This window comes from Bacillus cereus group sp. N14 (genome assembly GCF_016483555.1).
GTDB lineage: Bacteria > Bacillota > Bacilli > Bacillales > Bacillaceae_G > Bacillus_A > Bacillus_A wiedmannii.
Window position 1 is genome coordinate 358116 of sequence record NZ_JAEHBQ010000001.1, and the last position, 13019, is coordinate 371134.

Here is a 13019-nt window from a genome sequence, read left to right on the forward strand (position 1 = left end):
GGAAAGTATGAAATTATTTCAACCTTCTGAGATAGTAACATCATTGCCTACACAATTTTTTGCTTCACTTGTTGCAAAAGTTAACAAAGTCGTTGCAGCTGGTCATGATGTTATTAATCTAGGTCAAGGTAATCCAGATCAACCAACACCGCAGCATATCGTAAAAGCCTTACAAGATGCTGCTGAAAAGACCATTCATCATAAATATCCGCCATTTCGCGGACACGAAAGTTTAAAAGAAGCCGTGGCAACATTCTATCAACGCGAATATGATGTAGTAGTAAATCCGAAAACTGAAGTTGCTATTTTGTTTGGTGGAAAAGCTGGATTAGTAGAATTACCACTTTGTTTTACAAACCCTGGTGATACTATTCTCGTTCCAGATCCAGGCTATCCAGATTATTTATCAGGAGTTGCTTTAGCAAAAGCACAATTTGTAACAATGCCGCTTATTGCAGAAAATAATTTTTTACCAGATTATACAAAAATTGATGCCACTACCGCTAAGCGTGCAAAGTTAATGTTTTTAAACTATCCAAATAATCCTACTGGTGCTACTGCATCAAAAGATTTCTTTGATGAAACCATTCATTTTGCTAATAAACATAATATATTAGTCGTTCATGATTTTGCTTACGGTGCTATTGGATTCGATGGTCAAAAACCTGTTAGTTTCTTGCAAGCAGACGGTGCTAAAAATACAGGTATTGAAATTTACACTCTATCGAAAACTTTCAATATGGCTGGATGGCGCATCGCTTTTGCTGTGGGGAATGAAAGTGTGATTGAGACAATTAACTTATTACAAGATCATATGTATGTTAGTATTTTTGGTGCAGTTCAAGATGCTGCCCGCGAAGCACTATTAAGTTCACAGTCTTGCGTAATAGACCTTGTAAATAGTTACGAATCTCGAAGAAACGCTCTTGTTTCAGCTTGTCACTCAATAGGTTGGAATGTAGATATTCCAACAGGCTCATTCTTTGCATGGCTTCCTGTTCCGAAAGGATATACATCTGAGCAATTTTCTGATATTTTACTAGAAAAAGCACACGTTGCAGTTGCTCCTGGTGTTGGATTTGGTGAACATGGCGAAGGATATGTCCGTGTTGGTCTCTTGCATACAGAAGATAGATTACGAGAAGCCATTAATCGAATTGATAAATTAAATTTTTTCAAAAAGTAATTGACAACATGAAAAATATCTGACAAAATTCAGTTATCTTAAAAATTTAAACATTTCTAAATACTTCTTATCAAGAGCAGGTGGAGGGACGAGCCCGACGAAACCCGGCAACCGATCTACAATTGTAGACACGGTGCTAATTCTCGCAGCATTATGCTGACAGATAAGGAGCTGGTTGTAAAAAAACCTCTCCTTAGCTGAGAGGTTTTTTTATTTAACTAGGAGGTTTTAACAATGAGCGGAATTATAGCAACGTATTTAATCCATGATGATTCACATAACTTAGAAAAAAAAGCCGAGCAAATTGCACTCGGTTTAACAATTGGCTCTTGGACTCATTTGCCACACTTATTGCAAGAACAATTAAAACAGCATAAAGGCAACGTCATTCATGTTGAGGAACTAGCTGAACAAGAACATACCAATTCGTATTTACGTAAAAAAGTTAAACGCGGGATTATTAAAATTGAATATCCGTTATTAAACTTTAGTCCGGACTTACCAGCAATTTTAACAACTACATTCGGAAAGCTATCACTTGATGGCGAAGTGAAATTAATCGACTTAACATTTTCAGACGAGTTAAAACAATATTTCCCTGGTCCAAAATTCGGGATAGATGGTATTCGAAATCTTTTACAAGTGCATGAGCGTCCCCTTTTAATGAGTATTTTTAAAGGAATGATTGGACGAAATATTGGGTATTTAAAAACGCAATTACGCGATCAAGCAATTGGTGGTGTAGATATAGTAAAAGATGATGAAATATTATTTGAGAATACATTAACACCACTTACGAAACGCATTGTATCTGGAAAAGAAGTTTTAGAATCCGTATATGAAACATACGGACATAAAACGTTATATGCCGTAAATTTAACAGGACGAACTTTTGATTTAAAAGAAAATGCGAAACGCGCAGTGCAAGCTGGGGCAGATATTCTATTATTTAATGTATTTGCTTACGGACTAGATGTACTACAATCACTTGCAGAAGATGATGAAATCCCAGTTCCTATTATGGCACACCCTGCTGTAAGTGGTGCTTATTCAGCATCCAAGTTATATGGAGTTTCCTCTCCATTATTACTAGGAAAGCTACTACGTTATGCTGGGGCTGACTTTTCATTATTCCCATCTCCATACGGAAGTGTTGCACTAGAAAAAGAGGAGGCTCTTGCCATCTCAAAACATTTAACTGAAGACGATGCATTTTTCAAGAAGAGTTTTTCTGTTCCGTCTGCTGGTATTCACCCTGGTTTCGTTCCCTTTATCTTGCGAGATTTCGGTAAAGATGTTGTTATTAATGCTGGCGGCGGGATACATGGACATCCGAGTGGGGCGCAAGGGGGCGGTAAAGCTTTCCGTAATGCAATTAATGCTACTTTGCAAAATACACCACTCCATGAAGTAGATGACATAAATTTGCATAGCGCACTACAAATATGGGGAAATCCCTCTCATGGGGTGAAATTATGAGTATTCAAGTATTTTGTGATTTCGATGGCACGATTACAAATAATGATAACATTATGTCCATTATGGAAAAATTCGCACCACCAGAAGCCGAAGAAGTAAAGAATAGAATTTTATCACAAGAGCTGTCTATTCAAGAAGGTGTTTCTCAATTATTTCAATTAATACCTACTAGTCTACACGATGATATGATTCAATTTTTAATAAAAACTGCTGAAATCCGTAGTGGTTTTCATGAATTTATACAATTTGTAAATAAAAATAACATTTCTTTTTACGTTATATCAGGTGGAATGGATTTCTTCGTCTATCCACTCTTACAAGGAATCATTCCAAAAGAGCAAATTTACTGTAATGAAACAGACTTTTCAAGTGAATTCATTACAGTTAAGTGGCCGCATCCTTGTGATCATCATTGTCAAAATCATTGTGGATTATGCAAATCATCTTTAATCCGTAAATTAAGTGATACGAATGACTTCCATATTGTGATTGGAGATTCAATTACTGATTTACAAGCTGCGAAACAAGCAGATAAAGTATTTGCTCGCGACTTCCTTATTACAAAGTGTGAAGAGAATTATATTGCTTATACACCGTTTGAAACATTTCACGATGTTCAAACCCAATTAAAACATTTGTTGGAGGTGAAATCATGAAACAACTTTTTCGTCAATGGTATGACTTAAGCGAGATAAAAAAAGAATTAACAACACGAAATTGGTTTCCAGCAACGAGTGGTAATATTTCTATAAAGGTTAGTCATGAGCCACTTACTTTTCTTATTACAGCAAGTGGTAAAGATAAAACAAAAACTACTCCAGATGATTTTCTATTAGTAGATCATCTAGGGCTTCCCGTATTAGAGACTGAATTACGCCCTTCAGCAGAAACAATATTGCATACACATATTTATAACAATACGAATGCTGGGTGCGTACTTCATGTTCATACAACTGATAATAACGTCATCACAAATTTATATAGTGATGCAGTCACCCTTCAAAATCAAGAAATTATTAAAGCTCTCGATATTTGGGAAGAAGGTGCAACAATTCACATTCCTATTATCGAAAACCATGCCCATATCCCAACGCTTGGAGAAAACTTCCGAAAGCATATACAAGGCGATTCGGGAGCAGTATTAATCCGTAACCACGGTATTACCGTATGGGGCCGAGATAGCTTTGATGCAAAGAAAAGATTAGAAGCTTATGAGTTTTTATTCCAATTTCATATAAAACTATTATCAATTCAAGGAGGCGTTTCTAATGGCGCAAATTCGTATTCATGAAGTAAATACTCGCATCGCAAATGAAGTGGAAGTATCTAAATTTCTACAAGAGGAAGGCGTTTTATATGAGAAATGGAATATTTCTAAGCTTCCTACTCATTTAAATGAAAATTATTCGTTAACAGATGAAAACAAGGCTGAAATATTAGCTGTGTTTTCAAAAGAAATCGCTGATGTTTCAGCGCGCCGAGGTTATAAAGCACATGATGTAATTTCACTTTCAAATAGCACACCTAACCTTGAAGAATTATTAATTAATTTCCAAAAAGAACACCATCATACTGATGATGAAGTTCGCTTTATTGTTAGTGGTCATGGCATCTTTGCTATTGAAGGAAAAGATGGGAAATTCTTTGACGTTGAACTTGAGCCAGGCGATCTCATATCTGTTCCTGAAAATGCAAGACATTATTTTACCTTGCAAGATGATCGTCAAGTTGTAGCTATTCGTATTTTTGTTACAACTGAAGGCTGGGTTCCAATTTATTAAGGTAGTTAGTTGAATAAAAGGACTTGGATCCCCTTTTCCAACCTTTTATTCACTCTACATATATACATCCTCCTATGGAACAGGCTTATTTCAAAAAATGAAATAAGCCTGATTTTTTATTTTCTCAAACATATGAGTCCTTCTATTCCAAAACAATCTCCCCTTCTATTTTTTAAGCAAATTTTTTAACACTTTTTGAACATTTATTGAACTTTTTTTGAATTTTTTCTGAAAATTCTGTTTTGTGTATGATATACTACAATTAAATAAAAAGGAAAAGAATATCGCAAACAGAGGGGGATAATCATGAGTTTACTTATCGCACTTATACTAGGGGTTACGTGTGGAGCACTTCCTGTTATTCTAGGAGCTATTATGGAAGAGTTAGAAGTTGGTGTTTTAGGTTTTGTCGCATCTTGTGTAAGCGCTTTATTTTTCGGCTTATTCGGTGCTATTCCTGTTTCAATTCTGTGTGCATTTTATATAGTACGCCATGCTCGTGCAAAACAATTCGGTCCTAATCACATCGCGCAAGTTATTCCATTCCCAATCGAACGATGCCGCAGAGCTTCTAGCTTATAATTATAAAAATTATATATACCTAAATAAATAAAAGTCCTCAAATGAGGACTTTTATTTATTTTCTTCTAGAAATTGAAACAATTCTTGTAAGTGCAAGGCGTCTTCACTATAGCTAACAGATACGTGACATATACCGTCAATCTCTGCTTGCATATAAAGATCAACCCCATCTCGATCATATTTCAATGCCAAATAAAACTCCATTTCTTCTAACATCTTTTTTGAAGTTCGAATAACATAATGCCCCTTCTCATCTCTTCCATATTCGAATTCCGGCCCAAAATCATATTTTTGTTTAAAAGCTTCTTTTTGTTTTTCACTAATTTGTATACAAGTTGCTCGTTGTACAGTATCAATCATCTCATCAAATCTTTGTAGATCCATCTCATTTACCCCTTTATGTATTTTTTATATAACACTTGTGTTCCGCTATTCTCTTCCCCATCTTTTATTAACTCTTCATACAATTGCTTCGCCAAACTTAAACCTGGTACTGGTAATTGCAATTTTTCAGCCTCATCTAAAGCTATCTTCATATCTTTCATAAAGTGCTTTACATAAAACCCTGGTTCAAAATCTCCCTTTAACATTCGAGGAGCTAAGTTACTCAATGACCAACTACCTGCTGCTCCCGTTGAAATACTCTCTAATACTTTATCCGGATCTAGTCCAGCTTTTTTTGCATAAGCAACAGCTTCACATACTCCAATCATGTTAGAAGCAATCGCAATTTGATTGCACATTTTTGTATGTTGTCCACTTCCAGCTGGTCCTTGCAACTGAATGTTTGTTCCTAGTTTTTCAAATAACGGTAAACATTTTTCATATATTTCTTTTTCACCACCGACCATAATTGCGAGCCTTGCTTCTTTCGCACCAACGTCTCCTCCAGATACAGGCGCATCTAACGTATATACATTCTTACTTTTACCGGTTTCATTAATACGTTTTGCCAATGTTGGTGTAGATGTCGTGAAATCAATTGCTATCGTACCTTCATTTGCATTCTCCAAAATTCCATCTATCCCAAAGTACACTTCTTCTACATCATGTGGATATCCAACCATAGTCATTACAACATCAACTTGCTTCACTAACTCTTTCGGTGTATCACACCAATTTGCACCATCTTGCACTAAAGAGTCTGTCTTCGTTTTCGTTCTATTATATACATATACTTGATAGCCGTCTTGCATTAAATGACGCACCATACTTTTTCCCATTACACCAATACCGATGAAACCTATTGATACATTTTTACGTTCCATTTTCTCATCCCCTTTGTTCTAATAAATCACTTACCATCTTTCGAAACTCATTATTAAAATCATCATCTATACTATTTTTCACATTTGAAAATAATATAACAAAAGTGCCTTTTTCTTTATTAAAATTATTGAAAGTGTTCCAACCAGATAGTACACCATGATTATGAAAATAATCTGGATATATGTAAAAACTATATGCATATTTTCGTTCTGTTGAAGGTGAAAACATCGCTTGTCTACTTTGTTCAGAAAGAAGTTTCCCATTTATAATCGCTTCGTCTAACTTCTTCATATCGCCAACTGTCGTATACATCTCACCGCATCCGTATAACCACTCCATTAACAATTTTTGTGCAGGTTCAAGTACATTCTCTTTCTTTACATATCCTTTAGTAAAATGCTGATCTCCCTGAGCCATATTTCCCATACCAGATTCATGCATTTCTGCTTTAGTAAATATATTTTCTTTTATGTAATCTCCTACAGGTTTTTTTGATATGCTTTCTATAATATAGGCAAGCACCATATAATTATAATCTGTATATCTCCAACCTGTGCCTGGTGGAAATTCTAATTTTTGACTTCCAATCCAATTTACTAAATTTATACGAGAAGCTGCATTCACTTTCCCTTTTCCGCTTTCTGGTAAACCTGATGTGTGTGTTAACAAATGATATAAGGTGATATTTTTATTTACCGGAAAAGAGGGAATATATTTATTTACATTATCTTGAATATTTAACTTTCCTTGTTCCTGCAGCTGTAAAATAGATGTGGCCACGACTGTTTTCGTAATAGAACCGACACGATATTTTGTTTGAGGCGTATTTTCTATCTTATTTTGAACATCAGCATATCCATACCCTTTATTCAATATAACATGCTCTTTATCTGTTACTAAAACTGTTCCATTAAATTGCTTTCCTATTAAATATTGATCTAACTTTTGAGATATACTAGCATAATCAATTTGTTGTTCTTCTTTTTCTTCTATATTCTCTTGTACTTCTGATTCAATAGTAGGATTCACCTTAGTTGTTAATACAGTGCTTTCCTTTATATTGGGATTACAGAGAAAATAGTATACTCCACCACAAACTACAGCAGACAGCGAAGCCATCGTCATTATTTTTTTTATCATGTTGTTCGTCCAAAATCCCCCCCACATTCTATTATCAAACAATAAAAAAAAATCGCAACAATTTGTTGCGAAAAATCACTTTTTTTCTTTTCTATATACACACACTTGATTTTTCCCATTTTTTTTCGCTTCATATAATGCAATATCCGCTCGTTGCATTAATTCTTCTCTTGTAATCCCTTGTTCATATAACGCGACTCCAAAACTCGCTGTTAATTTCGAAATTCCGGAGAAATGCTTTGTTTCAATGAAAAATCGTAATGATTCCGCAACCTGAAATGCTTCTTTTTCTACTGTATTAGTTACTAATATGATAAATTCTTCTCCTCCCCACCTTGCAAATACATGTTGCTGCTCCACTTTAGATTTCATAAGCTCTGCAAGCTGAATTAATGCTAAGTCACCAAAATCATGGCCATACGTGTCATTTACTGTTTTAAAATTATCTATGTCAAATAAAATAAGTGCTATTTTTTCATCGTTACGCATTGCATTATCCCATTCTGCCTCTAGTATTTGTTGGAACTTCAAACGATTATAAATCTCTGTTAACGAATCTATCATAGCAAGCCTTTCTTGTTCTTGATAAATTTCATCTAATTCTGTAATCTCTGTACACTTCACAATAAATCTTGATAAGTCTTCTGGCAGTGGTGTCGCACGCAATAAAAAAGTTGACACTTCCCCTTCATAATTGGACATCTTAATTCTTCTATCATATGATAATGTATCATCTAACCATGTTATATCATGGGTTGTTGAATAGTATCCGTTTTCTCTAATAAAATGTTCAGCAAATACTAAATGTTGCTCACGATAGGCAAATAAATTTTCATATCCGAAAAACTCTAAAAAATTTGTATTACAATCAACAATCTCATCGTCTTCTACTATAAATAATAGATCATTTTGAAAATCAAACATCGTTTGAAGTAGTTCTTGTTGCAAACTTACTTGCCGCACTAAAGAAAGCTGATACAAACTCTTATTCACTTCCTCTAACACCATTTGTGGGGTCACAGGGGCTATCACAATATTACGTATTCCTAACGTAAGCACCTCTGCAAACTCGCTTGTTATCTGTTGATCCCAAATGACAATAAATGTACTCTGTGGATTATACATATTCTTTATATATTTTATTTGAGAAAAATCTGTTACATACATAATTACAATATGTGGTTTAGTCCTCTGATACAATAATTCTCCTTCTTCAAAACTATTTGCTATAAACATACATTTTGGATGAATATTTTCTATCGTTTGTTGATGTGTGCATCCATTTTCTATATAAAGGACATTTAACTGAAGATCTTGTAATACATTTTGGAAAACCGTATTCTCTAATAAAAAATGTAGTATGTTCATCACTAGTCTTCACTCACTTCATATATCTTGTTCTACTGCATTCCTCACAAACATTTTATAAAAAGACTGTTCTCTAAATACTTTAATGAGTGAGGGATACATATTAACAAGCTAATTGAGAATGCTCTCTTCGCTTTTTCTCTATAAATTCCTTTTTTAGTGTATGATTATAGGAATTGTATCGTTTGTATGAATGCCCTAGCTTCCTCTTTAAAACTTGACAATTAAAATAAAGATATTATATTCTTAAATTCGACAACTTACAAAATGTAAGTAGAATATATTACATGTATTTTTTTATAATTTGATATGTTACTTGGAGGATATATAATGACAAACGACAACTTTTTTAATGTTCTATACGAACGCACATCTACACGTGCATTCAACCCAGAGAAAGAAATTTCATCTACAGAGTTACACGAGATTTTAAAGGGAGCTGCTCAAGCACCTTCTGCTTGGAACTTGCAGCACTGGAAATTCCTTGTATTCCAAGGTGAAGATGTACAGAAACGATTGCATCCAATTGCTTATAACCAGCAACAAATACTTGATGCTTCTGCTGTAGTCGCTATTTTAGGTGATTTAGAAGCTTATAAAAACGTTGAACCAGTTTATGGTCCAATTGTAGAACAAGGATTTATGAAAGAAGAAGCAAAAGAGCGCTTAGCTAAAAATATTGAGTCTGCATATGCTCGTGAGCAATTCCCAAGAGATGCAGCCTTTTCAAATGCATCTTTAGCAGCAATGCAACTTATGCTTGCGGCTAAAGCAACTGGCTGGGATACTTGTGCTATTGGTGGTTTCAACCCACAAGCACTTACAGAAGAATTCAATGTTTCATCTCGTTACGTACCAATTATGCTTATTACAATTGGTGAATCAACTTTAAAAGGTCATCCTGCACCACGAATGAGTGTAGAACAAGTGAGTGAATGGGCAAAATAATAAAGTGAACCTTTAATCAATGTGAGGGGCTTACTGCCTGTTAACACGGGATAAAAAAGAAACGAAGGTAATTTCATTACCTTCGTTTCTTTTTCTTCTGTCACACATCCGTAATATTACAATGTATTATTCGACATCTATACATAAAAAAATAGTAAATTTCATGCTATTCCCATACACATAAATGGCGTTTTGTGTCGAATTTTGTTAAAGCATCGAAATATAACCGTGTGTTTTTGTTACAATTATGATACAATGATAACAAATAGATAACAAGAGAGGGATTTTCATTGAGTTCATACGGAAGCTTTATCGCACTTTTAAGTTACATAGTAACTGTACTGCTGTTATATTTTATTGGTGATGCTACAAACATATCAGTGTTACAATTCCCAAAAGAAGAAACGTTCCAATTAGACGCAGAAAAACATACTGCAAGATCCATTGCACCACTACTCTTAGCTCTCCCTGTATATATCATCGTTTTATATAAAAGTAAAAAAGTGTAAAGCCTACCTATTTCATTCATTTCGGTGGTCTTTACACTTTTTTGTGATATTTCCCCTATTTTAAACATCATTCCGTACTAAATACCCAGCTAGTCTTTTAAAATGAGAAAATCCCCCAGAAAAAATTCCACTCTCTGTCCAGTCACTCATTACCAAACTTACATAGATTATAAGTGTGAAGGGGGTGATGAGGATTATGTTTGGATCATTTGGATGCTGTGATAACTTTAGAGACTGTCATCATCGTGAAAGAGAGTGCGACCATCGTGACCATCGCGAGAAAGAGAGAGAGGTAAAACCACAACAACCAGCTGTATGTAACGTACTTGCTAGCATTTCAGTTGGAACAGAGCTTTCTCTTTTAAGCATTAAAGGTATCGGATCTTTCAACAATGTAATTTTTGAAGGTTTCGCTAACGGTGTTGCTCTTTTCTCTGCTTTAGCTCGTAATAATAATGACAAAGATAATAAAGACGACGACAAAGATGATAAGAACCGTCAACGTAATACTTTTAATGGTATTTTACGTGTATGCCCAACTGATATCGTTGCTATCGCTATCTAATTCTGTTCCTTATCCTCTATAGTAAGAAAATAAGATTTACTTTTCTCATAGAAAAAACCTGAGACCGATTTCAAATCGACTCAGGTTTTTTTATTGATTATATGCTTTTAACTAGTTCAACAACTTCTTCAGCAGTTGACATCATTAATGCTTTTTCTGCTAATGTTTCCATTTCTGCTTTTGACAACTTGCTTAGTTGTGTTCTTGCAGGAAGAATAGATGTTGCACTCATACTGAACTCATCTAAACCTAATCCTAATAATAATGGGATAGCAAGTGAATCTCCCGCCATCTCACCACACATACCAGCCCATTTGCCTTCTTTATGAGCCGCATCGATAACCATTTTTACAAGACGTAAAATAGATGGGTTATATGGTTGGTATAAGTAAGCTACTTGTTCGTTCATACGGTCTGCAGCCATTGTGTATTGGATTAAGTCATTTGTTCCGATAGAGAAGAAATCAACTTCTTTTGCGAATTGATCTGCTAATACTGCTGAAGCTGGGATTTCAACCATCATACCCACTTCAATAGAATCAGAAACAGTTGTACCCGCTTCTACAAGTTTCGCTTTCTCTTCTAATAAGATTGCTTTCGCTTGACGGAACTCATCAAGAGTTGCAATCATTGGGAACATAATTTTTAAGTTACCGTATACGCTAGCACGAAGTAATGCACGAAGTTGTGTACGGAACACATCTTGCTCATCAAGACATAAGCGAATTGCACGGTATCCTAAGAATGGGTTCATTTCTTTTGGTAAATGTAAGTATGGAAGCTCTTTATCTCCACCGATGTCAAGTGTACGAACAACAACAGGTTGACCTTCTTTTACACCTTCAAGAACTGCTTTATACGCTTCGAACTGCTCTTCTTCTGTTGGAAGATTGTCACGGCCCATGTATAAGAATTCTGTACGGTATAAACCAACGCCTTCTCCGCCATTATCGATAATACCTTGTACATCATTTGGTGTTCCGATATTTGCAACAAGCTCAACGTGATGTCCATCACTTGTTACAGTAGCTTGGTCTTTTAATTTTGCCCATTCAGTTTTTTGCTCTTCAAATTTCGCTTTCTTTTCTTCAAAAGAACGAAGAGTTTTTTCTGATGGATTTACAATTACTTCTCCATCTAAACCGTCGATGATTACGATATCGCCGTTTTGGATTTTCTCCATAACAACTTTCGTACCAACAACTGCAGGAATTTCCATAGAACGAGCCATAATTGCAGAGTGAGATGTACGTCCACCGATATCAGTTGTAAAACCTTTTGCATACTTACGGTTTAACTGAGCTGTATCAGATGGTGTTAAATCTTCAGCAATGATGATTACTTCTTCAGAAATTGTACCAGGGTTTGAGAAGTTAATTCCTAGTAAATGTGCAAGAACTCGTTTTGTTACGTCACGAATGTCCGCAGCACGTTCTTTCATATATTCGTTATCCATGTTTTCAAACATAGAAATAAACATTGATGCAACTTCATCCATTGCAAATTCAGCATTTACTTTTTCACTATTTACTTTATCTTTTACTGGGTTTACTAGTTCTGGATCATTTAACACTAATAAATGTGCTTCAAAGATCGCAGCTTTATCAGCACCCAGCTCAGCAAAAGCATGGTCCTTAATTGCTTCTAATTCAGTTTTTGCTTTCTCAAGCGCAGCGTCTAAGCGTGCAATTTCAGCAGCTTCGTTTGTAATTGATTTCTTTTCGATGTTAAATTCAGGATTCTCAAGTCTGAAAGCCTTTGCAATAGCAATCCCACTTGATGCAGCGATCCCTTGAATGTTAAGAGTCATTATTCTCCTAATCCTTCGTTTTTCATAGTTTCTTCGATAGCTGCTAGTGCTTGAGCTGCATCATCACCATTTGCAGTGATTTTAATTTCTGCGTTTTGTTGAATGCCTAAAGACATAACGCCCATGATTGATTTTAAGTTAACGTTTTTTCCATTATACTCTAAGTTAATGTCAGAACCAAATTTGCTTGCAGTGTTTACAAGTAGAGTTGCTGGACGAGCATGAATTCCTGAGTCGCTAGTTACTTTAAAGATTTTTTCCATGATAATTTATCTCCTTTAAATTACAGTATTTTTTAGTTGTATAGACGTGAGTACTACATCATCTATTGTATATAATAGGCGATGTTCGGTCAACCACATCGCCTATTATAATTATAAAC

General features: G+C 35.0%; 15 protein-coding genes and 1 riboswitch. Of the genes, 9 read left to right on the forward strand and 6 right to left on the reverse strand.

The features are described 5' to 3' along the window. Positions 1-7 precede the first annotated feature (7 nt). From JDS82_RS01790 to JDS82_RS01815, 6 genes are all read left to right on the forward strand, one after another. Positions 8-1186, forward strand: coding sequence for a pyridoxal phosphate-dependent aminotransferase (locus tag JDS82_RS01790; RefSeq protein WP_000765523.1), 1179 nt, complete (start codon positions 8-10; stop codon positions 1184-1186). 64 nt (positions 1187-1250) lie between these two features. Next, a riboswitch (SAM riboswitch) is annotated at positions 1251-1356 on the forward strand. Between the two features lie 64 nt (positions 1357-1420). After that, on the forward strand, positions 1421-2665 hold the full coding sequence (gene mtnW, locus JDS82_RS01795) for a 2,3-diketo-5-methylthiopentyl-1-phosphate enolase (RefSeq protein ID WP_199712523.1): 1245 nt from the start codon (positions 1421-1423) through the stop codon (positions 2663-2665). Next, complete coding sequence (locus tag JDS82_RS01800; protein ID WP_000027485.1) at positions 2662-3321, forward strand: 2-hydroxy-3-keto-5-methylthiopentenyl-1-phosphate phosphatase; 660 nt, start codon at positions 2662-2664, stop codon at positions 3319-3321. The genes mtnW and JDS82_RS01800 overlap by 4 nt, the downstream gene beginning before the upstream one ends. Beyond that, positions 3318-3956, forward strand: a complete 639-nt coding sequence (locus tag JDS82_RS01805; protein WP_000811321.1) for a methylthioribulose 1-phosphate dehydratase — start codon at positions 3318-3320, stop codon at positions 3954-3956. Before JDS82_RS01800 ends, JDS82_RS01805 begins: the two co-directional genes overlap by 4 nt. Then, entirely contained in the window at positions 3934-4446 is a 513-nt protein-coding gene (locus JDS82_RS01810; protein ID WP_199712524.1) for a 1,2-dihydroxy-3-keto-5-methylthiopentene dioxygenase, read from the forward strand. Before JDS82_RS01805 ends, JDS82_RS01810 begins: the two co-directional genes overlap by 23 nt. Before the next feature lie 306 nt (positions 4447-4752). Further along, positions 4753-5028 carry a hypothetical protein gene (locus JDS82_RS01815; protein ID WP_000054671.1) on the forward strand — a complete coding sequence of 92 codons (276 nt, stop codon included), beginning with the start codon at positions 4753-4755 and terminating at the stop codon, positions 5026-5028. A gap of 51 nt (positions 5029-5079) precedes the next feature. Here JDS82_RS01815 and JDS82_RS01820 read toward each other — a convergent pair whose 3' ends face one another. From JDS82_RS01820 to JDS82_RS01835, 4 genes are all read right to left on the reverse strand, one after another. Next, complete coding sequence (locus JDS82_RS01820; RefSeq protein ID WP_000365719.1) at positions 5080-5412, reverse strand: DUF3909 family protein; 333 nt, start codon at positions 5410-5412, stop codon at positions 5080-5082. A 5-nt stretch (positions 5413-5417) separates the two neighbouring features. Next, positions 5418-6296 (reverse strand): NAD(P)-dependent oxidoreductase, encoded by an 879-nt coding sequence (locus tag JDS82_RS01825; protein WP_000440181.1) that lies wholly within the window; start codon positions 6294-6296, stop codon positions 5418-5420. A gap of 4 nt (positions 6297-6300) precedes the next feature. Beyond that, positions 6301-7437 (reverse strand): serine hydrolase domain-containing protein, encoded by a 1137-nt coding sequence (locus tag JDS82_RS01830; RefSeq protein ID WP_199712525.1) that lies wholly within the window; start codon positions 7435-7437, stop codon positions 6301-6303. 75 nt (positions 7438-7512) lie between these two features. Then, complete coding sequence (locus JDS82_RS01835) at positions 7513-8805, reverse strand: GGDEF domain-containing protein (protein WP_048562406.1); 1293 nt, start codon at positions 8803-8805, stop codon at positions 7513-7515. A 330-nt stretch (positions 8806-9135) separates the two neighbouring features. On the opposite strand from JDS82_RS01835, the gene JDS82_RS01840 reads away from it, so the two are divergent. The 3 genes from JDS82_RS01840 to JDS82_RS01850 all read left to right on the forward strand — a co-directional run bounded on the left by JDS82_RS01840 (position 9136) and on the right by JDS82_RS01850 (position 10827). Next, positions 9136-9753, forward strand: coding sequence for a nitroreductase family protein (locus JDS82_RS01840; protein ID WP_000180385.1), 618 nt, complete (start codon positions 9136-9138; stop codon positions 9751-9753). 290 nt (positions 9754-10043) lie between these two features. Further along, positions 10044-10262 (forward strand): hypothetical protein, encoded by a 219-nt coding sequence (locus JDS82_RS01845; RefSeq protein ID WP_000100492.1) that lies wholly within the window; start codon positions 10044-10046, stop codon positions 10260-10262. Between the two features lie 196 nt (positions 10263-10458). Beyond that, positions 10459-10827 carry a DUF3915 domain-containing protein gene (locus JDS82_RS01850; RefSeq protein WP_048562405.1) on the forward strand — a complete coding sequence of 123 codons (369 nt, stop codon included), beginning with the start codon at positions 10459-10461 and terminating at the stop codon, positions 10825-10827. 97 nt (positions 10828-10924) lie between these two features. Here the strand turns inward: JDS82_RS01850 and ptsP are convergent, their stop codons facing one another. Both ptsP and ptsH read right to left on the reverse strand, forming a co-directional pair. After that, entirely contained in the window at positions 10925-12637 is a 1713-nt protein-coding gene (gene ptsP, locus JDS82_RS01855; RefSeq protein WP_088059565.1) for a phosphoenolpyruvate--protein phosphotransferase, read from the reverse strand. Next, positions 12637-12900, reverse strand: coding sequence for a phosphocarrier protein HPr (gene ptsH / locus JDS82_RS01860; protein WP_000411080.1), 264 nt, complete (start codon positions 12898-12900; stop codon positions 12637-12639). The genes ptsP and ptsH overlap by 1 nt, the downstream gene beginning before the upstream one ends. Positions 12901-13019 lie beyond the last annotated feature (119 nt).